We start from the raw sequence: 22,948 nt of genomic DNA, 5'->3' as shown, positions 1-22,948 counted from the left end.
TGGGGCGGCGTTCACTCGCGGGGCGGTGACGCCGCGTGCACCGAGGGGGAGTTACACACACGTGTTCGTTCGATGGGGAAGCTTCGTCCACCGTCTTCGGTACAGCGTTCTGGGGATCATGGTGGCCGGGCTGGCGATCCTGGCCGCCTATGGCTGGGATCTACCGGAGCATCTGAGTCAGAGCGGTTTCGACGATCCGACGTCGCAGTCGGCCGCAGCCAGCGATCTCGCGAACGACACGTTCGGGCGCGACACCCAGGGCGACGTGATCGTCCTCTACACCGCCCCGGAGGGCTCGACCGTCGACGATCCCTTGTTCGGCGCAGCGATCACTCGGAATCTCGATTCGCTGGTGGCCGACCACCCGGACCGCATCGCGAGAATCAACGGTAGTTACTTCCGCACTGCCGAAGCCCCCGTGCTCCCAGCTCTCGGCACCGCCGACAAGCAGCATGCGATCGCCAGCATCGCGATCGTCGGTGCGAACGACACGGAGCTGACCGAGAATTTCCAGGCCGTCCGAGATGCCTTCTACATCGACGGCATCGACGTGCAGGTCGCCGGACAACAGGCGGTGGCTGCCTCCCTGCAGTCGACGATGACCGACGACATCCACCGCATGGAAGTGCTCGCCATCCCCGCCGTCGCGGTGCTGCTGTTCTTCGTTTTCGGTGGCGTCGTCGCAGCCGCGCTCCCCCTCGTCGTCGGCGCGCTGACGGTCATCGGAGCCAACGGCATCGTGAAGCTGTTCACCCACGTCACCGAGGTCAACACGTTCGTCGCACCGGTGGTGTCGCTGGTGGGGCTGGGTTTGGCCATCGACTACGGACTGTTCGTCGTCTCGCGTTTTCGTGAGGAACTCGGCGACGGCAGGTCGACGACCGATGCCATCCGTCGAACAGTCATGACAGCCGGTCGCACAGTGGCGTTCTCGGCCACCATCATCGTCGCGTGTCTCGGTGGACTGCTCCTGTTTCCGCACGGGTTCCTGCGGTCGGTTGCACTGGGTTCCATTGCCACCGTTGCTCTCGCGGCGCTCAACGCGATCACCATCCTGCCGGCCATTCTGTCCGTCCTCGGCCCTCGCGTCGATGCACTCGGCCTGAAGTTCATGCGCAAAACCAAGTCCTCGGAGGAGATCGAGAACGGCAAGTGGGGCAAGCTAACGCACTGGGTGATGCGCAATCCCATCAAGGTGGTCGTCACCATCGTTCTCGGACTTCTGGTTCTGACGTTGCCCATCGGCAATCTCGCCTTCGGCGGAATCAACGAAACGTATCTGCCACCGGACAATCCGACGCGAGTGGCGCAGGAACAGTTCGACGAGTTGTTCCCCGGCCAACGCACCGAGCCCATCAAACTCGTCATCGAGAACGCGCAGGGTGCCACACTCGGGGCGATCACCACGCAGGCGAACAACGCGCCCGGCCTGATCGAGCAGTTCACCCCGGTCGGTGCCAGCAAAGACGGCATCATTGTCTTCAAGGCCGGGTTGATCGACCGCAACAGCAGCGCATCCGCCATCGAATTCCTCCGCAGCATCGACACTCCCGACGGTACGACGATGCAGGTCACGGGAACGCCTGCAATCGAACGAGATTCGATCGATGCCATCGTCGACCGTCTACCGCTGATGGCGGTGCTGGTCGTCCTCGTCGTGACCGTGCTGATGTTCCTGACGTTCGGATCTCTGGTACTGCCGATCAAGGCGGTACTGATGACGACACTCGGGCTCGGGTCCACCATGGGCATCCTGACGTGGATCTTCATCGACGGTCACGGGGCCGGGTGGATGAACTTCACACCCGGGCCGATCATGGCGATGATCCTGCTGCTGATCGCGGCAATCGTGTTCGGGCTTTCCACCGACTACGAGGTGTTCCTCCTGTCCCGGATGGTCGAAGCCCGGGAAAAAGGTTCCAGCACAAGCGAAGCCATCCACATCGGTACGGCCCACACCGGACGGATCATCACCGCCGCGGCCCTGATCCTCATCGTCGTCACCGGAGCATTCGCGTTCTCCGATCTGGTGATGATGAAATACATCGCCTACGGCATGATCGCCGCCCTCATCATCGACGCCACCGTCATCCGAATGTTCCTCGTGCCCGCCACCATGAAACTGCTCGGCGACGCCAGCTGGTGGGCGCCGGCCGGCATGAAGCGTATGCAGCGAAAGCTCGGACTCGGCGATGCTGCTCCCCATGACGCGTGAATGAACCACTGCACGGCCCAGACGCATGCAATGTGCCATCGACGCAGACCGCGTAGGTGCGTGAATGAACCACTGCACCGTCGAGACGTATGCAGTGGTCCATTGACGCAGCGGGGGTCAGGAGACAGCCGCACTCTCCCTGTCCGCGAACACCTTGGCGTATCGGGTGCCGGCGATCAGCAGCATCAGTCCCACTGCAATGAAGGCGATGACCCGGAAGAGTCCGTCCAGGGCAACGAGGTCGAAGAGGAACAGTTTCGCAATGGCTGCAGCGGTCAAGGACAGTCCGGCCAGCAGGGCCAGATGAGCGTGCGCGGCGCTGCGCAGACCGAAGGCCAGGAGCGCGAAGGCCGCGATCATCCACTCGATGGTTGCCGCGGTGTGACCCGCAGTGAATCCTGTTGTATCGCCACCGATTCCGATGCCGAGTGTCACCGTTGCCGCCGTCAGACCGTAGAGCGCGAGCACTCCGGAAACGATGGCGAGGGTCTGCATACCGTCGTCGACCAGTTTCAGTTCGGCCAGCACGTATACGAAAGCGAACGCCGTTGCTGCGAGCAGGATTCCACCGGTGACGATGCCCGCATTGCCGACAGCGAAATCCGAGTCCAGCAGGGCACGCGGCGGGCAGACAGAGACGAACATCAGCGCACCGATCACACCGAATCCGCTGCCGATCAGGTACGCAAGTGTCGAGCGGGTGCTGTGGGCCACCGCGAGCAGAGCGAGGGCGACGGCGAACAGCACTACCGGACGGATATCGAGGGTCGTCGACTCGACTGCGGCCTGCAGCGTGGCCAGCGCACTGATCACCGCGACGGTGATGCGGGCGTGGGCGGGCAACCAGCTCACCAGGATCACGATCGCCAGTGCTGCCGCAGCAAGGACCAGCTGAACAGCGATGGTCGCCGAGCGATCGAAGATGGTCGCGGACACCAGCACCGGCAAGGATGTGAGAGCGATCATCACCGTCGCGACCACATCGGAGACGTTGCGACGCAACAACTCCAGCGACATGCCGATGCCGAAGGCGGCCACCGACACTACGACCAAGAGTAGCCAGAGATCGCCGGTGGATCCGGACAGGTCAGCACTCGCGATCGCTGCCAACACCGCACCGACGAGGGGAACGGTCCGAACAACCTGCAACAGTGGCCAATTCCGGCCGATCTGGGCGGGGAAGCCGGCGACGTAGGTTGCGATGAAGAACGCGATCAGCGACAGGGTGAGTCCGTCGGTGAGTACCGGGCCGCACACCGCAACACCGGCCAGTATCAACACTGCCATCGGCTGCGACTTCCACTGCACCGCCAGAGCCGTTCCGGCAGCAGCAATTCCGAATGCCACGATGAGCCCGATGACAGGGTCGAGCCAGCCGTACAGGACGGACGTCGCCAGCACGTCGAGATACAGGCCCGCGATCCCGGTGGCAGCGAGAGCAATTCCGCCGACGCGTCCACCGGAGCGCCCGAACACGCGGACACCGGCACCGACGAGCGCGAGCGAGAACGCCGCTCCCGCAGCCACTCGTAGTGGTGGGCCGAACCACCCGGCCTGTGCCGCGAGCACCAGCAGCATCACGACCCCGACGAGCGTGACGCCTGCACCGGCGACGGCCAAGAGACGGCTGATGACCCCGTCGCGCTGCCACCACGGTTCGCGAGGCGGGGCCGGCGGGCGAGGCGCGACGACCGGTCCCCTGGGTGGTGTCGGGTACGGAGCGGCAGGCTGCGTCGGAGCCGATGCCCGACCCGCCGGCTGACCCATTGCCCGATACATCGGCGGCCCGTAGTTCTGCGGCGGAACGGAAGGCTGAACGAAATGCGGCACAGCAGGGCCAGGAGCAGCTGGGGTCGACGCAGCGGCCTGACGAGGGGCAGTGCTCGCGGTACCGAGTTGTGATTGCAGATTCTGCAGATCGACGGCCACCTGACGCATGTGGTCGCCCAGGGAATCGAAGCGGCTGGCCAATCGCGCGACGAGTTGCGGATCCAGCCCGGAGTTCTGGGAAGAAGTCATGGGATAGATACTGCGAGCGTTGCGGGCGAAAAGCGTGAGTAGTGCTACTCGGATCCCTCGAGTAGAACAGCGGGGACAGCTAGCCGAACATTCGACGAATCGAGCTACCGAAGGGATGCTTGGCGGTCACCGAACCTAGGCGGACCTTGCCCGAGACGACGAGATGCAGCGGACCGTACGGCGGACCGGTGCGGACCTTGTTGGTAGCGCTACCCGCCACTGTCTCGACCCGGTTGAGATCGACGGTCGCCTCGGTCGGCACGATCAATGTCACGGTGCTGCAGTAGTCGTCGACGTGTATTTCGACCACCTGCGTCGACATGACCGCCTGGGTGAAATCGAGTGTCACCGTGGACATGCGGGTGGCGACGCGCAGGCTCGGCGGCACGTTCCAGGGTCCCTTGCGGGTGACTGTGGACATGGTGCCGCGCAATGTGTCCGACGCTCCGCCGCCGTGCCCCCAATGCTCCTGAACGACGCGACGCGGGGCCGGTTGCGGGGTGGGTGCGGCGAAGGGTTTCGGTGCCGGGCGATGTTCCTCGGCGATCTGCATCCCGGGTAGGTCGGCGAGAACCGAGTTCAACTCACCGCGGGTCTTCGACGCCAATGCGGTGTCCATTCGCTCGGTGAACTCGCCGAGCGACAGCATGCCCTGGCCCACGGCGCGCTGCAGGAGCTCTCCGACGTGTTCACGTTCGGCATCGGACACTCGCAGATCCCTTGCCTCCATGGATTCAGGGTAGCGAAGATTTCAGGCCGCGCGACCGCCGAGAACCGACAGCATTCCGGACACCGACGCGGGCCAACCGAACTGTTCGGCGCGCAGCCTGGAGGCGACGCGGCGGCCGTCGACGGGCAGTTCGAGTACTCGTTGGATTTCGGCGGCAAATCCGTCGGCGGTGTTCTTCGACGATCCGCCGCAGTGCGGGGTGACGATCTGCGCCAGCGCCGAGGTCTCGGAGACGACAACGGGGGTGCCCGCGGCGAGCGATTCCAGCGCAGCGAGCCCGAACGTCTCGTGCGGTCCGGGTGCCAGCGCGATGTCGGCCGAGGCCAGCAGGGCCGCGACGGTCGATCGGCCGTCGACGAAACCGAGGAAGTCGACGGGTAGACCGCGGGCGCGCCGTTCGAGACCGGCCCGTCGTGGGCCGTCGCCGGCGATGATCAGCCGTGCACGCGTACCCGCATCGCAGAGTGCAGCAAGCGCGTCGATACTTCGCTCGACGTGCTTTTCCACCGACAGTCGACCGCAGTGCACGAGCAGCCGATCGGCGCTGCCGAGCCACGCGGATCGTTCGTCCGCACGCCGACGACGCGGGTGGAAGAGGTCGAGATCCACGCCGAGCGGCACTCGGTGCACGTTGCGAACGCCGATGCGGTCGAATTCCTGTTGCGCGAACTCGGTGGTGCACACCACGGCGTCGTACTGGTCGGCGGTGCGGCGATTGGCGAGGTCCGCGATCGGACGGGCGCAGCGCATCGGCATCGTCTGCGCGAGCAGGCGGTCCAGGCGTTCGTGGGAGATCATCACGCTGCGAACGTCGCGGCGCGCGGCCCAGGCACCCATGCCGCGCAGCGTCAGGCGGTCCGACACCTCGATGACGTCGGGTCGCAGTCCGGCCGCCACCGAGGACATCCGACGTGGATCGGCCACCCGATATCCGCCGGTGAACGGGATCTGCGGTGCTGGCACCTCGATGCGCACCACCCCCGACGGCAGCAGCATCTCGCTTCCGCGATCTCCCGGCACGATCAGGGTCACCTCGTGACCGTCCGCGACGTACCCCGCTCCGAGCTGGTCGACGGCCGTGCGCAGACCGCCGGACCGCGGGCCGTAGAAGTTTGCCACTTGGACGATGCGCACCCGTTCAGTCTTCCCATCCCGACGTCCACCGGGTGCCGCAGCGATGGACAGTGGCCGAACCCTCGCCGAACTCCAGTGTGGGGATCACTACCAGCGGGTAGAGACAGAAGATGCGAGTGACACTGCAATCCACCGGAAACGCCCCGGCCGCCGAGGTCTGGGAGCGCTATATGGAACCGACGGTATGGAAGACCTGGGCTCCACAGATCATCGGCGTCGAGTACCGCGGGGAGCGGCTCACTGCCGACACCACCGGCCGAGTGCTGGGGCCGTTGGGATTGCCGATCGACTTCCGGGTGCATTCGGTCGACGAGCGTTCGTGGACGTGGGCCTGGTCGGCATGGTTCCAGAACCACGCCATCGGGGTCGACCTGACGCACGGTGTCGTCTCACGGCCCAGCGGGACCAGGGCGTGGCTGACGATCGACGGTCCGACGCCGCTGGTGCTGCCGTACGTGCCGGTCGCCAAGTTCGCGCTCGGCAAGCTCTGCGCGCAGTAGCGCTACTCGGACCGCGTGACGGTCTTCTCGTCGGATTTGTCGGCCACCTCGGTGGGTTCGGGCGTCGGTAGAGAAGGATCCTCGCCCGATCCGTCCAGATGGCCGTCGAACTCGTCGATCGCCTCGTCACGCTCGGCACCGGTCTGATCGAGATCGGCATCGGTACCCTTCGTGTGCTTCGCCGGGTCGACGGTGGTGTCCACTGCATTCTCGTTGTCGGTCATGGGACGCAGAGTGCCCCTCGGGTACCGCCGTTAATCCTCACAGCCCCTTTTCGATGGCGTAACGGGTCAGCTCGACGCGGTTGGCAAGTTGCAGTTTTCGCAGTGTCGCCTGCACGTGGTTCTCGACGGTGCGGTGGCTGAGAGTGAGCCGCGTTGCAATTTGTTTGGCGCTGAGCCCCTTTGCGACCAGACGGAGGACCTCGGTCTCCCGGTCGGTCAACGTCGGGCGCGTGTCGGGTTCGACTTCGGGCGACGACGACATCCGCCGGAACTCCCCGAGGACCAAACCTGCGAGACCCGGAGTGAACACGGCCTGCCCCGCCGAGGTCGCGCGGACGGCGTCGAACAGTTCCTCCGCCGATGCACTCTTGACCAGGTAGCCCGTCGCGCCCGCCTTGATCGCGTCGAGCACATCGCTGCGTTCCGCGGAGGCGGACAGTACGAGAATTTTCGTCTGCGGCGATGCATCCAGGACGGCCACGGTGGCGTCGGCACCGTTGCCGTCGGGCAAATGCATGTCCATCAGGACGACGTCGGGAGTGGTGGCTCGCGCGCGGCGCCCAGCTGCGGCTACGCCGTCCGCGGTGGCAACGACCCTGAATCCGGCAGTCTCGAGATCGCGGGCGACGCCGTCGCGCCACATGGGGTGATCGTCGACGACCATCACCGAGATCTCGGCATTCGTCTCCTCTGTCATACCGGTCCCTTCGCTCGCGGAATTCGGATCTCCCATTCGGTCCCCTCGCCCTCGGCGGTATCGAGCAATGCAGTGCCACCGAGAGATTCGACGCGGCCCAGGATGGACTTCGATACGCCCATTCGTCCTTCGGCTTCGGCGGCGGCAAGCCGTCCGGCCGGGATTCCGTGGCCGTCGTCACGGATGCTGACGATCAATTCCCCGTCGACGTCCTCGAGCAGAACGTAGGCCTTCGCACCCGCACCTGCATGCAGCTCGACGTTGGACAGTGCCGTTGCGACAACAGCGGCCACGTCCTCGGCCACCTCGGATTCCACCAGAACAGGATCGGCGGGCGTCGAGACCGAGATCGATGTGCCCGCCTGAGTGCGCAGCAGTGCCCTGATGTCGACGATCGAGCCGGTGTGATCGCCGCGCGGAGCCGCTTGTTCCGAGATCAGCACTCGCAGAGCTACTTCCTGCTCACCGGCCAACTCGGCGAGTTCGGCTGCCGGCCCGCCTAGTTCGAGACCACGTCGTCGCACCAGTGCCAGTACCTGCAGCACTCCGTCGTGCACCTGCCGGGCCAGCCGTTCTCGCTCTTCGGTGATCGCGGCCGATCGTGCTGCGCGACGCAACTCTTCGTGGGCGCGCCGGGCGGTGTTCGACGCCATTCCCAGCGCCAGTCCGGCCGAGAGCAACACCGGGGCGGTGGCGTCGGACCAGAGGTCGGTGTCGAATCGGTCGCGGACGAGAGCGCTGACCACCGACATCAACACTCCCGAGGCGATACCTCCCTTGGGGCCCAACAGGATCGCGGCGGAGATGACGGCGTTGGTGGCCCACAACGTGGTCGGCAGGGTCTGGCGGGTGCTGTACCAGTCGTAGTCGGCCACCAGTCGCGTCGACACCATCAGTGCGACGACGATGATCTGATCGGCGAGCACCACCTGCCATCGCGGAATCGTCGCACGCGCGAGCATCAGCGCCGAAGCGCCGGACCATACGGCCATCAGAGCCACCAACACCCAGCTCAAGCGCGGGTTGGTGTAGTTGTCGACGGTCGCGGCCTGGTAGCTGACGGCGTAGATCAAGGTGACCAGACGAAAGGCCTGGGAGGCCCGCCACAGTGGGGTGTCGGGGTCGGTCGTGGTGATCGGCGTGCGCACCCGATCAGCCGTCCTTGTCGGTGCCGGGAATCTTCAACTCCCCCTTGGGTAGTCGCTCCGGCTCGGTGGAACCCGGGGGCGTGTGCGGGTCGCTCGGTTCGGCCGCGTACAGCGGGTCGGTAGGTTCGAGTTCCTCGTAGACCTCCTCCGGATCGTCGGCCAGCAGCGACCGCACCGCGGTGTTGAGGACCGCGACGATCGGTACCGCGAGCAGGCCTCCGACAATGCCGGCGAACAGTATTCCGACGGTGATGGACAGCACCACCGCCAGTGGGTGCAGCCGCACGGCGCGGCCGAGCAGGAGTGGTTGCAGCACATGACCTTCGAGCTGCATGACGGCCACCACGATGCCGAGGGCGATCAGCGCCGTGAGCAGGCCCTTGGTGACGAGCGCGATGAACACCGCGACGAACCCGGTCAACACGGCACCGATGATCGGGATGAACGCGCCGATGAACACCAACGACGCCAGCGGGAGAGCCAGCGGCACACCGAGAATCGCGAGACCGGCACCGATACCGATCGCGTCCGCGGCGGCCACGGCAACCGTCGCGCGGACGTATCCCACCAGAGACCCGAACCCCTGAATGCCGGCGGTGCGGATCTTCCTGCGCGCCGTCGTCGGTGCCAGACGGGTGACGAACTGCCAAATCTGATCGCCGCCGTAGAGGAAGAAGATCAGGATGAACAGTGTCAGCGCTGCGCCGGTGAGGATTTCACCGATCACGGTTGCGGTCGTCAGCGCTCCGCTGGTGACGGCTTCCTGGTTGTCCTGGATGACCTTCACGACGTTGTCGGTGGCCTGCCGAATCTGGTCCTCGCTGATGTGCAGCGGACCACTGCTGAGCCAATCCTCGACGTCGTTGATCGATTGGGTGAATTGATCACCCACCTGCGGCAGACCTTCGATGAACTGCTCGACGATGAACGTCATGATTCCGGCGACGACGCCGATGCTGGCGATGATGACGACGACCACCGCGAGGGCCCGCGGCACTCCGCGTCGCTGCATCCAGTCGACGACGGGCACCAGCATCGCCGAGGCCAACAGCGCGAGGCCCAACGGGATGACGACGGTGCTCAATTGCGCCACCGCATAAGCGAAAGTGACAAATCCGGCGAACAGGACAAGCAGTCGCCAGGTCCATTCCGCCCCGACCCGCACCAGCGGGTGCACCGAATCCGCCGCCGAAGTGGGGCCCGGGGACGCCCCCGTACCTTGCGCCCGCAACTCGTCGGTGCTCACCCGCTAAATTTAACCCGTGCTGGCATCTTTCCGAGCGGTCTCGCTCACCCTGAAGAGTCGCTGGCCGCTCTATATGCTCTCGATGCTCATCGCCAATGTCTTCGGTGCGGTCCTGGTGTTCGCCTTCGTGCGCTACGGCCTGCCCATCCCCGAATCGGATTCGATCGTCGCCGACCGCGTCCGCAACGTGTACATCTTCGGGGCGTACCTGGGTGTTGCCCTGGTGGTCAGCCTGATCTACGCGTACTTCCTCCTGCGCTCGGTGATCAGGTGGCAGCTTCGCGGTGGCCCACCCACCCGCAAGGAACAGATGACGACGCTGCACGCGCCGTTGCGTCAGGCGATCGTGCACCTCATCCTCTGGATCATCGGCGGCGTCATCTTCGTGCTGCTGACCATCGCGGAGATGCCGTCGCTGTCGATCGCCGTCATCGTCACCGTCGGCATGGCGGCCACCGTGACCTTCGGATTCACGTACATGCTCGGCGAGCGGATCCTGCGACCCGTGGCGGCAATGGCTCTGAGCGAGGGCCGCTTCGACCGGACGATGACCCCCGGTGTGGGCACTCGCATGGCCATGACGTGGGGGCTGGGCACGCTGATGCCCGTCATCGGCATCATCCTGCTGTGCGCCACCCAGCTGACGACCGATCTGGTGTTCTCCCCCAATGCGCTGGCCGTGGCCATCATCCTGCTCAGCGTCCTGGCCATCGTGCAGGCGTTCGTGCTGTCGATGCTCACCGCGAGCCAGATTTCCGACCCCATCAGCCAGCTGCACAGCGCGATCGAACGCGTTCAGCGCGGCGAAACCGACGTCGAGGTCGACGTGTTCGACGGCTCCGAGATCGGCCGCCTCCAGGTGGGCTTCAACAGAATGATGGAGGAATCGGCCGAACGACGCGTCCTGCGCGAGCTGTTCGGCCAACACGTCGGCGAGGACGTGGCCCGTCGGGCATTGCAGTTCGGTACCGAACTGGGCGGCGAGACGCGATTCGTGGCGGTGCTGTTCGTGGACATGGTCGGCTCCACGGCCACCGCCTCCGAGCGCCCACCGAGCGAGGTCGTGGTGTTGCTCAACGAGTTCTTCCGCGTTGTCGTCGATGTGGTCGGGCGTCATCACGGGTTCGTCAACAAATTCATGGGCGACGCGGCCCTCGCGATCTTCGGTGCCCCACTCGACCGTCCCGACGCGCCCACCGCCGCTCTCGCCGCCGCCCGTGAACTGAGGTTCGCTCTGAACGAGATCACCGGTCTCGACATCGGCATCGGTGTCTCCGCGGGGCTGGCCGTCGCCGGCAACATCGGAGCCTCGGAGCGCTTCGAGTACACGGTCATCGGAGACCCGGTCAACGAGGCGTCGAGACTCACCGAGCTGGCGAAACTGCGTCCCGGACGCGTCCTGGCGTCGACCTCGGCCCTGTACTTCGCCGACGACGAGGAACAGGAACAGTGGGAGTTGGGAGACCAGGTGCAACTGCGTGGTCGACGACGGGCGACCCACCTGGCCTGGCCGGTGGACTTTCCCGACGTGACTTCCGCCTCCGGTTAGTCTGACAAGGTGCCCGACCCCAGCTCCACTCGCGGACCCGCAGTACGGCGGCCGCGGAACCGACTTCGGTGGGTCAAGTGGATCGCCGGGATCGCTCTGGTGGCACTGCTGGTGGGTGAGGCAATCTACCTGTGGCCGCGCCTGCACGAATCCTGGACCGCCGTCCGTGAAATCCATTGGGGCTGGCTGGCGGCCTGCGTCCTCGCTCAAGCCGTGTCGCTCAGCGCCTATGGCCGAGTTCAGAAACAACTGCTCGACGCGGGCGGGGTGAAAGTACGTCAGCGAAAGTCTGTGGCTGTCATCTACGGCAGTACCGCGATGGCGCTCACTCTCCCCGCCGGCCAGGTCTTCTCGACGGCCTTCACCTATCGCGAGACACGCCGCTGGGGCGCGAGCCCGGTCGTCGCATCCTGGCAGCTCGCCATCTCGGGCGTCATCGCCGCGGCTGGACTGGCCGTGCTCGGCCTGGTCGGCGGAGTGGTCGTCGGAAGTTCGTTCAACACGTTCACCGTGGTGCTGCCGATTGCCGGAGTCATCGCGATCATCGTCGCCGTCCGCTACATCTCGAACCATCCTCAGTCGATCAGGACCGCCGCACGCTGGGGCCTTCGCCGCTACAACGCGCTCCGAAACCACGATCTCGACGCCGGGGCCGAGGGCATCGACAAGATCATCGGTCAGATTCAATCCGTTCAGCTCGGCAAACGGGACGGCGCACTCACGCTCTCGTGGTCGGCCGTACATCGACTCGCCGACGTGGCGTGCCTGGCCTTCGCATGCTTCGCCGTCGGCGCGGATCCGCGGCTGTCCGGCTTGCTGATCGCCTTCGCTGCGGGCAAGGCCGTCGGATCCGTTCCGCTCGCGCCCGGCGGTCTGGTGATCGTCGATGCCACCCTCATCGCATTCTTGACCAGTGCTGCGTCGATCACCGCGTCGCAGGCCGTCGCCTCGGCCCTGGTCTACCGCGGGGTCAGCTTCATCCTCGTCGCGATCGTCGGGTGGATCGTCTTTCTCGTGCTGTTCCGTAAGCACCAACACGCCGATCTCGAATTCGACATTGCGCTCGAACAGCAGGAGACCGACGACATGCGTCGCGCCGAAGGCCAACGCGAGTCGAAGGGCGATCCCGAGCCCGCATAGCTCGTGCAGGCCCGGTGGCATCCGTCACTTCCCGTTCATCAGGAATATAACCGGACCCCGGTCCGCTTGTGTACTATGATCGTTGAACCGTCAAGCAAACAGGAGACATCATGACCACCGCCATCGCACTTCCCGAGCTCACCGCAGGCACCTGGGCCATCGACGCAGCCCACTCCACCGTCGGATTCACCGTCCGCCACCTGGTGGTCAGCAAGGTCCGCGGCCGCTTCCAGGCGTTCACCGGCACCATCACCGTCGCCGCCGACGGCACCCCGTCCGTCGACGCCGAGATCGACGTCACCTCGATCACCACCGACAACGCGCAGCGCGACGGCCACCTCAAGACCGCCGACTTCTTCGAGGTCGAGAAGTTCCCCACCGCAACCTTCAAGTCCACCTCGGTCAAGGCCGATGGCGGAGACTTCATCGTCACCGGTGACTTCACCCTCCACGGCGTCACCAACTCCATCGACATGAAGCTCGAGTTCAACGGCGTCAACGCCGGCATGGGCAACGGACCGGTCGCCGGCTTCGAGGCCAGCACCGTCATCAACCGCAAGGACTTCGGCATCAGCATCGACATGCCCCTCGAGGGCGGCGGCGCAGTCGTCGGCGACAAGATCACACTGAACCTCGAAATCGAAGCCGGCCTGCAGGCGTAATTCCGCACTGCTTCACCCCGCCCCTGGGGAGGTCGACCGAACGGCCCGTACCTGCGCGCGGCGGATTCTAGGGGTCCTCGCAACACCTGATGGTCAGATGCCTGTCAGTAGATCACGTAAACGCTCGGCTGGAGTTTTCCAGCCGAGCGTTTTGCGTGGACGGGAGTTGAGGCGGTGGGCAACGTTCTCGAGGTCGGTGGCGCTGTACACGGACAGGTCCGTGCCTTTGGGGAAGTACTGGCGTAGCAAGCCGTTGGTGTTCTCGTTCGATCCGCGTTGCCATGGTGAGTGTGGATCGCAGAAGTACACCGGCACCCCGGTGGCGACGCTGAACTGCTTGTGCGCTGCCATCTCGCACCCTTGGTCCCACGTCAGTGAACCGCGCAAATGCGTTGGAAGAGAACCGATCAGAGGAACCAGAACGTCCCGGACCTCCTCTGCAGTGTGCCCGCCGGGGAGGTGACCGAGAAGCAGGTACCGGGTAGAACGCTCGACCAATGTCACGATCGCCGACTCCGATCGAGTACCGACGATCAGATCACCCTCCCAGTGCCCGGGCACGGAGCGGTCGGCGACCTCCGCCGGCCGCTCGGAGATCATCACCATCGCATCGACGAATCGTGAGGTGCGCTGCTCGGGTGAGCGGTGCTGTACGCGGCGAGTACGTCCGGTGCGCAATGCGGCAGCAACTTCTCGGCGTAGTCCGCCGCGCGACTGTACGTAGATGGCCTGGTAGATCGTTTCGGTGCTCACACGCATCGCCTTGTCATCAGGGAAGTCGACAACTAGAGCGTGGCAGATTTGCTCGGGCGACCACTGCAGGGCGAGTTTGCCGGCGACGTAGGACCGGAGCGAACCCTGTGCCACCAGCTTCGCCGGTTTCGGCCGGGCACGCGAGATAGCCCACAGCCGATGTGCCCGGTGCGGGTGGTACTCGTCGGCGATGCCGTAGGTGTCGATCTCGCGTTTGACGGTCGAGGCCGCCCGGCCGAGGCGGCGTCCGATCTCACGCAGCGAACACCCGGCTCGACGCAGGTCGGCGATCTGTTCACGGTCGGTCACCGTCAGATACCGAGGGTGCAGTGTGGACTCGATGCGGGCCAGCGACGGCCTCTGAGCAGCGGTGACGAACGTTGTCATACCGGTTTTGTAGTCGATACGTCGACCATCCGGGTGCAGGCGCGCACCACCGATCTTGCGGATGCCCCCGTCCCAGTCCTGCGCGGTCCGGAGGTGGACCCCGACCTCCCGAGCAGCCTCGCGCCGCGAGATTCCCGACGAGCGAAGTTCCTCGTATCGTCCCCGACCCGAATGCTCGGCCCGGCCGCTCTTTCCGCGCCCTTGCACACCCGCCTGACGAACCCACCCGAAGGCAGTGTTCCGGTTCACCCCGACACAGCGTGCGGCCGCGCTGACATTCCCGTCCTCACGGTCCAACGCCTCGAAAAACCGCACCTTCAACCCAGCACATGCCACGATCCCCGCAACTCCCTCAAATCGAGGGTGTTGCGGGGATCGTTAGAACCCGCCCGCACAGGTACGGGCCGTTCGTTGTCGGTGTCTACAGTGGTGCGCGTGAAGTTTCGTTCCCCAATAGTTGCTGCCGTCCTCGACCTGGTGATGGTCGTGCTGTTCGCTGCGATCGGTCGACGCAGCCATGCCGAGGCCACTGCGCTATCCGGCCTGTTCCACACCGCGTGGCCGTTCGTCGTCGGTGCTGCCATCGGCTGGGTCGTTGCATTTGCCCTGTACCGCAACAAGTTCGACGCTTTTCTGATCGTCCCGACGGGCATCATCGTGTGGGTCATGACCGTCGCCGTCGGCATGGTGCTGCGTGCACTGACCGGGCAGGGAACGGCCGGAGCTTTCATCGTCGTCGCGACGTTGTCCACCGCAGTGTTGCTGTTGGGCTGGCGTGCGCTCGCCCGATTCGTGCCCAGCGTCCGCTGACTGCGAGTTCGTCGAGAACGCCCTCGGCGCGATAGGATCGTCTACGGTGCGCCGGGAAGTCTGGTCGGCAACAACTCTGTGCTGCGCGTCAACTGCCCGACCTCTGGTTGGCTCGCAGCTCGACGAAGCTACCGAAAGGCGCTGTCACAGTGACAGATTCATCAACCCCCAAGACGCGATTGCCGCTGTTCTCGCGCGGTTCCTGGTCCGAGGCAGACCGCGTCGCGCAGATCCTGCGCAAAGAGACGGTGGGCGGCGCACTACTGCTCGTCGCCACCCTGGTCGCATTGATCTGGGCCAACTCTCCGTGGTCCGCGGCCTACGACTCGCTGATGGATACCCGGGTCGGCCCCTCTGCACTGCACCTCGATCTGACCCTCTCGACATGGGCGGCCGACGGGCTGTTGGCGATCTTCTTCTTCGTGGTCGGACTCGAACTCAAGCGTGAATTCGTCGCGGGCGATCTTCGCGATCCCGCACGCGCAGCTCTCCCGGTTGCCGCGGCTGTCGGCGGAATGGCAGTTCCCGCAATCATTTTCGTGTTGATCAACCTGGGCACCGGGGACGGCGCTCTGCTCGGCTGGGCGATCCCCACCGCAACCGACATCGCGTTCGCCGTCGCGGTCCTGGCCGTCATCAGCACCCACTTACCGACCTCGCTCCGGACGTTCCTGCTGACGTTGGCCGTGGTGGACGACCTTCTGGCCGTCAGCGTCATCGCCATCTTCTACACCGACGACATCAACTTCATCGCGCTCGGCCTCACACTGATTCCGCTGGCCCTGTTCGCCGTCGCCGTGCAGATGCGTGTCCGCTCGTGGTGGATCCTCATCCCGCTGGCGGTCGTGACATGGGTGTTGATGCACGAGTCCGGCGTCCACGCGACGGTCGCGGGTGTTCTCCTCGGCTTCGCCGTTCCGGTGCTGCGCAGCAAGGCCAATGGCGGCCCCGAGGCTGGACCGGGGCTTGCCGAGCACTTCGAGCACAAGATTCGGCCCATCTCTGCAGGTATCGCGGTGCCGATCTTCGCTTTCTGTGCAGCCGGCGTGACCGTCGGCGGGTTCTCCGGCCTGGCCAGCGCCCTGACCGATCCGATCGCCATCGGCATCATTGCCGGCCTTGTCGTCGGTAAGGCAATCGGCATCTTCGGCACCACGTATCTCGTATCCCGATTCACCCGGGCCACCCTCGACGCCGGGCTGAAGTGGCTCGACGTCTTCGGCGTTGCCATGCTCGCGGGTATCGGATTCACGGTGTCGCTGCTGATCGGCGACCTAGCCTTCGGTGAAGGAACCGAGCGCGACGACCACGTCAAGGTGGGTGTGCTCACCGGTTCCATCATCGCGGCCTCACTGGCCGCAGTCATCCTGCGCACCCGCAACAAGGCATACCGCGACATCCACATCGAGGAAACCCGCGACGACGACCACGACGGAATTCCGGACGTGTACCAGCAGAAGGAGTAGGCATACCCCGATCATGTGATCGACGGTTTGTCGGCGGGTCAGGATAGGTTCCGACCATGCTTTCGGGGGACAGCGACCGAAGGGGTGGACTGCATCGAAAGTGATGCCGTCCGCCCCTTCGGTGTCCGGCCCTCGCCATCGGAAGGAACAAGCCGCACCTGCTCTCGGTCCGGCTGTACCTCTACAGTTGTCGCCGTGAACGAGAACCGACTTCGGCCGTGACACAGCCGCTTGCCCGTCGACTCGGACTGTTCGACGCCGTCGTCATCGGCGTCGGCTCGATGGTCGGAGCCGGAGTGTTCGCGTCGTTCGCCCCCGCGTCGGCGGCAGCAGGTGCGGGCCTGCTCATCGGTCTTGGCATCGCCGCGGTCGTGGCGTTCTGCAACGCCACCTCGTCTGCTCAGCTCGCCGCTCAGTATCCGACGTCGGGCGGCACGTACGTCTACGGCCGTGAGCGGCTCGGCGAGTGGCCGGGCTTTCTCGCCGGGTGGAGCTTCGTCATCGGCAAGACTGCGAGCTCGGTGGCCATGGCGTTGGTGTTCGCGGCCTATGTCGCCCCAGCCGGGTACACCGAACTCGTTGCAGTCCTTGCTATTACGGCCCTGACCGCGGTGAACTACTTCGGCATCACTCGCACCGCGACGCTGACGAAAATCCTGGTCGCCGCTGTGCTGACCGTCCTCATCGTCGGAGTGGTACTCGGCCTCACCGGCACGTCCGAGCCGCCCATCACCGGACTCGGCTCCTTCACCGCAGACGGGTGGTACGGCATTCTCCAGGCGGCCGGCCTCCTGTTCTTTGCCTTCGCCGGTTATGCGCGCATTGCGACCCTGGGCGAGGAGGTCATTCGACCCGAGCGGACCATTCCGCGTGCCATCGTGTCCGCTCTCGGTATCGCGTTGCTGGTCTACGCGGTGTTCGCGCTGACACTGCTGTCGGTTCTCGGCCCCGATCTTCTTGCCTCGTCGTCTGCCCCACTGGTCGATCTCGTCGCGGTGTCGGGCCATTCGTGGGCGTCGCCCCTGATGCGCATCGGTGCGGCGATGGCCGCGCTGGGTGCCCTCCTCGCATTGATCGCCGGCATCGGTCGTACGTCGCTGGCGATGGCCCGTCACGGCGATCTGCCGTCGTATCTGACCGCGGTCCATACCCGCTACTCGGTCCCCCACCGGGCCGAGATCACTCTGGCAGCGATCGTCTGCATCCTGATTCTGCTGGTGGATCTGCGGGGTGCCATCGGCTTCTCGTCGTTCGGAGTGTTGCTGTATTACCTGGTGGCGAACGTAAGTGCCTATACCCAGAACACCGAGAACCGGCGATATCCCAAGGTTCTGCAGATCGTCGGCAGCATAGGGTGTGTGGTGCTGATCGGGACGTTGCCGGTGTCGTCGATCGCAATCGGAACCGTCGTGGTGTTGATCGGCATCCTCTACCGTGTCGGTCGGATTCGGCGACTGTTCATTTGACGCCTGATTCGGTAGCCGTCAATATAGACAAATGTCGAATCAAGACCTACCTGTCGACGGTGAATGCTGCTCACCGCTGACCCGTGAGCCCCTCACCGCGGACTGGGCCGGAGATTTCGCCCGCATGTTCAAAGCGCTAGGAGATCCCGTCCGACTGCGGCTGCTCAGCCTCGTCGCCAGTCACGCCGGCGGGGAAGCATGCGTGTGTGACATCTCCCCCGCATTCGACCTGTCCCAGCCCACGATCTCTCATCACCTCAAGGTCTTGCGCGAGGCAGGCCTGCTCGACTGCGAACGACGCGGCACGTGGGTCTACTACTCGGTGATTCCCGCAGCCCTGCAGCAACTTTCCGCAGTGCTGAACGCTGCAGAATCAACGGAGGTCATGGCATGAGTACGACAACCGATACTGCCGTCGTCGGCAAGCTCTCCACTCTCGACCGGTTCCTGCCCGTGTGGATCGGCGTGGCGATGGTCGTGGGTCTGCTCCTGGGACGCTTGATCCCCGGAATGGACGACGCGCTGTCCACCATCTCCATCGACGGCGTCTCGCTTCCGATAGCCATCGGGTTGCTCATCATGATGTATCCGGTACTCGCCAAGGTGCGCTACGACCGGCTCGACACCGTCACCGGAGACAAGCGACTGCTGATCGGCTCGCTGGTGCTCAACTGGGTCCTCGGTCCGGCCCTGATGTTCGCTCTCGCATGGCTTTTCCTGCCCGACCTCCCCGAATACCGAACCGGCCTGATCATCGTCGGACTGGCTCGATGCATTGCGATGGTCATCATCTGGAACGACCTCGCGTGCGGAGACCGCGAAGCCGCTGCGGTCCTGGTGGCGATCAACTCGGTGTTCCAGGTGTTCATGTTCGCGATCCTCGGATGGTTCTACCTCTCGGTACTGCCCGGATGGTTGGGCCTGGACCAGACGACGATCGAGGCGTCGCCGTGGCAGATCGCCAAGTCGGTCCTCATCTTCCTCGGCATCCCACTGATCGCCGGATTCGCCTCTCGCTTCTTCGGCGAACGCGCCAAGGGCCGCGCATGGTACGAGGAGAAGTTCATCCCCAGGATCGCCCCGTGGGCCCTCTATGGCCTGCTCTTCACCATCGTCATTCTCTTTGCGCTGCAGGGTGATCAGATCACGTCACAGCCGTTCGACGTGGTGCGTATCGCGCTGCCACTGCTGGTGTACTTCGCGGTGATGTGGGGCGGCGGTTACGCCCTCGGTGCTGCGATGGGTCTGGGCTACGAACGCACGACCACCCTCGCGTTCACCGCTGCAGGCAACAACTTCGAGTTGGCGATCGCCGTCGCCATCGCGACGTACGGCGCGACATCCGGGCAAGCCCTCGCCGGAGTCGTCGGACCACTCATCGAGGTGCCGGTGCTGGTCGGGCTCGTCTACGTCTCACTCGCTCTCCGTAAGCGCTTCTCTCCCAACACCACAACGACAAAGGCGTTCTGATGAACCACACCCCCAGCGTTCTCTTCGTCTGTGTCCACAACGCCGGCCGATCTCAGATGGCCGCCGGATTTCTGACCCACCTCGCCGGTGACACCATCGAGGTGCGCTCCGCCGGCAGCGCTCCCGCGGACACCATCAACTCCGCGGCGGTCGAAGCCATGGCCGAACTCGGCATCGACATTTCCTCGCAGTCACCGAAAATTCTGACCCCGGAGGCCGTCGAGACGTCCGATGTCGTGATCACCATGGGCTGCGGGGACGCGTGCCCGGTGTTCCCGGGAGTGAGCTATCGCGACTGGGCACTGGCCGATCCGGCAGGCAAAGGCGTCGAGGCGGTCCGTCCGATTCGCGACGAGATCAAAGGTCGAATCGAAGAGTTGATCGCCGAACTGGTTCCAGCGAAGCAAAGTTCGGCGTCATGACGACACCCAGCGTGCTGTTCGTCTGCGTCAAGAACGGCGGCAAGTCGCAGATGGCGGCCGGTCTGATGCGCAAGGCTGTCGGCGATTCGGTGGAGGTGCACTCGGCGGGAACAAAGCCGAGCGGAACGGTCAATGCACTCTCGGCCGAGGCCCTCCTCGAAGTCGGAGTCGACCTGTCCGGTGAACAGCCGAAGTCGATCGACCCGGAGTTGTTGTCGCGCATCGACTACGTGATCACCCTGGGGAGCGAGGCGAAGGTCGATCCCATCGACGGTCCCACCTTCGAGAACTGGAACACCGACGAGCCGTCCGAACGCGGTATCGACGGGATCGAACGGATGCGTCTGGTGCGCGACGACATCGCCGCTCGTGTGGAGAAACTCGCATCTCGATTGCGCGGCACCGACGGTTGAGTCGTATGAGTTCGGAGGTAGTGGTGATCGGCGGCGGTCAGGCAGGACTGGCCGCCGGTTACTACCTGCGACGAGCCGGGCTCGACTTCGTCATCCTCGACAACCAGACCCATGCCGGAGGCTCCTGGCAGGACTACTGGCCGTCGCTGCACCTGTTCTCGCCGGCCGAACACTCACGACTACCCGGTTGGCCGATGCCTTCGTGGCCCAACGGGTTTCCTCCGGCTTCGCACGTCGTGGACTACCTGCGGGCATACGAGAAGAAGTACGAGTTGCCGGTGCGCAGGCCGGTCGAGGTGCGGTCGGTGCACCGTACGCCCGGCGGCTACCGAGTGGATACCGACGGTGACTCATATTGCGCCACAACGGTAATGAATGCCACCGGGACATGGTCGCGACCGTTCTGGCCCAGCTACCCCGGTGTCCGAGAGTTCTCGGGAACGCAACTGCACGCTGCCGACTACCGGACGCCCGATCTGTTCGCAGGCAAGCGCGTGGGCATCGTCGGTGGCGGGAACTCGGCTGCGCAAATCCTTGCCGAGATCTCCACCGTGGCAGAAACGTTGTGGTACACCAACCGTGAGCCCAGATTTCTACCCGACGATGTCGACGGCCGAGTGCTGTTCGATGTCGCCAGCGATCGGGCTCGTGCTCTTGCCGACGGCGAAGCGGACTCCGGCGGGGTTGCCGGTCTGGGAGACATCGTGATGGTCCCGCCGGTGAAAGAGGCACGGGATCGCGGGGTTCTGCATGCTCGGCCGATGTTCACCGCAATCACAGCCGACGGCGTCACCGACGGACGGACGACGGAAGAGCTGGATGTGATCCTGTGGTGCACCGGTTTTCGCTCCGCTCTGCATCATTTGCGGCCACTGCACCTGCACACCGACGGGTCGGGAATCGTGCTGGACGGCAACCATGTTCGAGACGAGCCGAACCTGCTTTTTCTCGGCTACGGCGACTGGACCGGCCCGGCGTCGGCAACGCTCATCGGTGTCGGCCGCACAGCGCGTGCAGCCGTTGACACTGTCATTCGAAGAAGAAGGGTAGATCAGCCATGAACACATACCCCGTAGTGGTGGTCGGAGCAGGGCCCATCGGCCTGGCCGCCGCTGCACATCTGACCGAAACCGGTTCCGAAGTAGTCGTTCTCGAACGCGAACCGTCGGCCGGATCGACAGTGTCCGAGTGGAATCACGTTCGCCTGTTCTCCCCGTGGTCCGAGGTCGTCGACCCCGCTGCCGCCCGTCTGCTCGAACCCACCGGCTGGACTGGACCGGACGGTGACACCTACGCCACCGGACGCGAATGGGTGGAGCAGTATCTCGCACCCCTGGCCGCCGTTCTCGGCGATGCCGTTCGAGTCGATTCCGAGGTGGTCGGTGTAGCCCGCCGTGGACGCGACCGGGTGGTCGACGCCGGCCGCGACACCGAACCGCTGTCGGTGCACATCCGCCACTCCGACGGCAGCGAGGAACGCGTCCTCGCCCGCGCGGTCGTCGACGCGTCGGGCACCTGGGGATCACCGAATCCACTGGGCAGCGAGGGACTTCCGGCGATCGGCGAGAAGGCCGCCGCAGACCGGATCGACTACCGGGTACCCGACTTGGCCGACCCGGCGACTCGATCGGCATTCTCAGGCAAGCACGTCGTCATCGCCGGTAGCGGCCACTCCGCTCTGACCGCGATCATCACCTTCGCCGAGCTCGCCGCGGAGGAGCCAGGTACGACGCTCACCTGGGCCGTGCGTCGAGGCGTCACCGCAGAGGTCTTCGGCGGCGGGGAAGCGGACGAACTCGCCGCTCGCGGCGCTCTCGGTCAGCGCGCCAAGAAGGCGGTCGACGACGGCTTCCTCACCGTGGCCTCCGGCTTCCGCACCGAAACCGTTGCGACGAAGGGTGATCGGCTCGAGCTGATCGGCGACACCGGTGCCCGCATCGACAACGTCGATCGCGTCGTCGCACTCACCGGGTTCCGCCCCGATCTGTCCTGGCTGTCCGAGGTTCGCCTCGATCTCGACCCCACCCTGCAGGCACCGAAGTTCGTCGCGGAGTTGGTCGACCCCAACATGCATTCGTGCGGATCGGTGTCACCACACGGCGTCGAGGAACTCACCCAGCCCGAACCGAGCCTGTACCTGGTGGGAATGAAGAGCTACGGCCGCGCACCGACATTCCTGGCGATGACCGGATACGAGCAGGTTCGCAGCATCGCAGCCGAACTCGCAGGCGACCACGAGGGCGCGCGGAAGGTGGAGCTGACGTTGCCCGACACGGGAGTATGCGGTGGCGCAGGGCTGTTCGACGAGCCCGACGCCCCGTCGACCGGTGGTTGTTGCGGTGTCCCCCGAGAAGCCGACGCACAACTGATCTGACGCAAGCCGTTCGGGGCGGCGTCGGCGAGGTCGACGCTGTCCTGGGTCCTACTTCGTGCGCGGTGACATCCCACCCTTTCGGAACGATCGTTCCGACGCTAACATCGAACCGCGCTGCGCGGA

Annotated in this window: 22 protein-coding genes; 14 read left to right on the top strand and 8 right to left on the bottom strand. The window is 65.0% G+C overall.

The features are described from left to right. The first annotated feature begins 61 nt into the window (after positions 1 to 61). The gene (locus tag ACIGGF_RS19470; RefSeq protein ID WP_397522797.1) at positions 62 to 2,215 is read left to right on the top strand and encodes an MMPL family transporter; all 2,154 of its coding nucleotides are present in this window, start codon (positions 62 to 64) and stop codon (positions 2,213 to 2,215) included. Between the two features lie 117 nt (positions 2,216 to 2,332). On the opposite strand, the gene ACIGGF_RS19465 is transcribed toward ACIGGF_RS19470, so the two are convergent. The 3 genes from ACIGGF_RS19465 to ACIGGF_RS19455 form a co-directional block, all read right to left on the bottom strand. Further along, positions 2,333 to 4,234 (bottom strand): DUF2339 domain-containing protein, encoded by a 1,902-nt coding sequence (locus ACIGGF_RS19465; protein WP_397522796.1) that lies wholly within the window; start codon positions 4,232 to 4,234, stop codon positions 2,333 to 2,335. A gap of 79 nt (positions 4,235 to 4,313) precedes the next feature. Continuing rightward, the gene (locus tag ACIGGF_RS19460) at positions 4,314 to 4,964 is read right to left on the bottom strand and encodes a DUF1707 domain-containing protein (protein ID WP_397522795.1); all 651 of its coding nucleotides are present in this window, start codon (positions 4,962 to 4,964) and stop codon (positions 4,314 to 4,316) included. A 21-nt stretch (positions 4,965 to 4,985) separates the two neighbouring features. Continuing rightward, a complete protein-coding gene (locus tag ACIGGF_RS19455) occupies positions 4,986 to 6,098 on the bottom strand; it encodes a glycosyltransferase (protein ID WP_397522794.1) in 1,113 nt (370 codons plus the stop codon). A gap of 110 nt (positions 6,099 to 6,208) precedes the next feature. Between ACIGGF_RS19455 and ACIGGF_RS19450 the strand changes: the two genes are divergently transcribed. Then, the gene (locus ACIGGF_RS19450; protein ID WP_397522793.1) at positions 6,209 to 6,598 is read left to right on the top strand and encodes a MarR family transcriptional regulator; all 390 of its coding nucleotides are present in this window, start codon (positions 6,209 to 6,211) and stop codon (positions 6,596 to 6,598) included. A 2-nt stretch (positions 6,599 to 6,600) separates the two neighbouring features. Here ACIGGF_RS19450 and ACIGGF_RS19445 read toward each other — a convergent pair whose 3' ends face one another. The 4 genes from ACIGGF_RS19445 to ACIGGF_RS19430 are packed head-to-tail and all read right to left on the bottom strand — an operon-like array spanning position 6,601 to position 9,844. Then, positions 6,601 to 6,822, bottom strand: coding sequence for an autophagy-related protein 2 (locus tag ACIGGF_RS19445; protein WP_397522792.1), 222 nt, complete (start codon positions 6,820 to 6,822; stop codon positions 6,601 to 6,603). A gap of 37 nt (positions 6,823 to 6,859) precedes the next feature. Next, complete coding sequence (locus tag ACIGGF_RS19440; protein ID WP_397522791.1) at positions 6,860 to 7,519, bottom strand: response regulator; 660 nt, start codon at positions 7,517 to 7,519, stop codon at positions 6,860 to 6,862. Next, entirely contained in the window at positions 7,516 to 8,667 is a 1,152-nt protein-coding gene (gene macS / locus ACIGGF_RS19435) for a MacS family sensor histidine kinase (RefSeq protein ID WP_397522790.1), read from the bottom strand. Before macS ends, ACIGGF_RS19440 begins: the two co-directional genes overlap by 4 nt. Before the next feature lie 4 nt (positions 8,668 to 8,671). Beyond that, positions 8,672 to 9,844 (bottom strand): AI-2E family transporter, encoded by a 1,173-nt coding sequence (locus ACIGGF_RS19430; RefSeq protein WP_397522818.1) that lies wholly within the window; start codon positions 9,842 to 9,844, stop codon positions 8,672 to 8,674. Positions 9,845 to 9,986: 142 nt separating this feature from the next. On the opposite strand from ACIGGF_RS19430, the gene ACIGGF_RS19425 reads away from it, so the two are divergent. The 3 genes from ACIGGF_RS19425 to ACIGGF_RS19415 all read left to right on the top strand — a co-directional run bounded on the left by ACIGGF_RS19425 (position 9,987) and on the right by ACIGGF_RS19415 (position 13,264). Beyond that, the gene (locus ACIGGF_RS19425) at positions 9,987 to 11,462 is read left to right on the top strand and encodes an adenylate/guanylate cyclase domain-containing protein (RefSeq protein ID WP_397522817.1); all 1,476 of its coding nucleotides are present in this window, start codon (positions 9,987 to 9,989) and stop codon (positions 11,460 to 11,462) included. A 9-nt stretch (positions 11,463 to 11,471) separates the two neighbouring features. Continuing rightward, a complete protein-coding gene (locus ACIGGF_RS19420; protein WP_397522789.1) occupies positions 11,472 to 12,602 on the top strand; it encodes a YbhN family protein in 1,131 nt (376 codons plus the stop codon). Between the two features lie 110 nt (positions 12,603 to 12,712). After that, on the top strand, positions 12,713 to 13,264 hold the full coding sequence (locus ACIGGF_RS19415) for a YceI family protein (RefSeq protein WP_397522788.1): 552 nt from the start codon (positions 12,713 to 12,715) through the stop codon (positions 13,262 to 13,264). Between the two features lie 93 nt (positions 13,265 to 13,357). On the opposite strand, the gene ACIGGF_RS19410 is transcribed toward ACIGGF_RS19415, so the two are convergent. Then, positions 13,358 to 14,536: an IS30 family transposase gene (locus ACIGGF_RS19410; RefSeq protein ID WP_397522816.1), complete on the bottom strand. Its 1,179-nt coding sequence runs from the start codon at positions 14,534 to 14,536 to the stop codon at positions 13,358 to 13,360. 294 nt (positions 14,537 to 14,830) lie between these two features. On the opposite strand from ACIGGF_RS19410, the gene ACIGGF_RS19405 reads away from it, so the two are divergent. The 9 genes from ACIGGF_RS19405 to ACIGGF_RS19365 all read left to right on the top strand — a co-directional run bounded on the left by ACIGGF_RS19405 (position 14,831) and on the right by ACIGGF_RS19365 (position 22,825). Continuing rightward, positions 14,831 to 15,214 carry a DUF3054 domain-containing protein gene (locus ACIGGF_RS19405; protein ID WP_397522787.1) on the top strand — a complete coding sequence of 128 codons (384 nt, stop codon included), beginning with the start codon at positions 14,831 to 14,833 and terminating at the stop codon, positions 15,212 to 15,214. Positions 15,215 to 15,363: 149 nt separating this feature from the next. After that, positions 15,364 to 16,680 carry a Na+/H+ antiporter NhaA gene (gene nhaA / locus ACIGGF_RS19400; RefSeq protein WP_397522786.1) on the top strand — a complete coding sequence of 439 codons (1,317 nt, stop codon included), beginning with the start codon at positions 15,364 to 15,366 and terminating at the stop codon, positions 16,678 to 16,680. 218 nt (positions 16,681 to 16,898) lie between these two features. After that, positions 16,899 to 18,146 carry an APC family permease gene (locus tag ACIGGF_RS19395; RefSeq protein ID WP_397522785.1) on the top strand — a complete coding sequence of 416 codons (1,248 nt, stop codon included), beginning with the start codon at positions 16,899 to 16,901 and terminating at the stop codon, positions 18,144 to 18,146. Between the two features lie 31 nt (positions 18,147 to 18,177). Further along, positions 18,178 to 18,540 (top strand): ArsR/SmtB family transcription factor, encoded by a 363-nt coding sequence (locus tag ACIGGF_RS19390; RefSeq protein WP_397522784.1) that lies wholly within the window; start codon positions 18,178 to 18,180, stop codon positions 18,538 to 18,540. Beyond that, positions 18,537 to 19,616: an ACR3 family arsenite efflux transporter gene (gene arsB, locus ACIGGF_RS19385; protein WP_397522783.1), complete on the top strand. Its 1,080-nt coding sequence runs from the start codon at positions 18,537 to 18,539 to the stop codon at positions 19,614 to 19,616. The genes ACIGGF_RS19390 and arsB overlap by 4 nt, the downstream gene beginning before the upstream one ends. Next, on the top strand, positions 19,616 to 20,038 hold the full coding sequence (locus ACIGGF_RS19380; RefSeq protein ID WP_397522782.1) for an arsenate reductase ArsC: 423 nt from the start codon (positions 19,616 to 19,618) through the stop codon (positions 20,036 to 20,038). Before arsB ends, ACIGGF_RS19380 begins: the two co-directional genes overlap by 1 nt. Further along, positions 20,035 to 20,451 carry a low molecular weight phosphatase family protein gene (locus tag ACIGGF_RS19375; RefSeq protein WP_397522781.1) on the top strand — a complete coding sequence of 139 codons (417 nt, stop codon included), beginning with the start codon at positions 20,035 to 20,037 and terminating at the stop codon, positions 20,449 to 20,451. The genes ACIGGF_RS19380 and ACIGGF_RS19375 overlap by 4 nt, the downstream gene beginning before the upstream one ends. Positions 20,452 to 20,456: 5 nt before the next feature. After that, positions 20,457 to 21,512 (top strand): ArsO family NAD(P)H-dependent flavin-containing monooxygenase, encoded by a 1,056-nt coding sequence (locus ACIGGF_RS19370; protein ID WP_397522780.1) that lies wholly within the window; start codon positions 20,457 to 20,459, stop codon positions 21,510 to 21,512. After that, on the top strand, positions 21,509 to 22,825 hold the full coding sequence (locus ACIGGF_RS19365; protein WP_397522779.1) for an FAD-dependent oxidoreductase: 1,317 nt from the start codon (positions 21,509 to 21,511) through the stop codon (positions 22,823 to 22,825). Before ACIGGF_RS19370 ends, ACIGGF_RS19365 begins: the two co-directional genes overlap by 4 nt. The last annotated feature ends 123 nt before the right edge of the window (positions 22,826 to 22,948 follow it).

It is taken from the genome of Rhodococcus sp. NPDC078407, assembly GCF_044542515.1.
In the GTDB taxonomy this organism is placed as follows: Bacteria; Actinomycetota; Actinomycetes; order Mycobacteriales; family Mycobacteriaceae; genus Rhodococcoides.
Note: the sequence above shows the minus strand (reverse complement) of the source record. Positions and strands in the feature narration are given on the sequence as shown.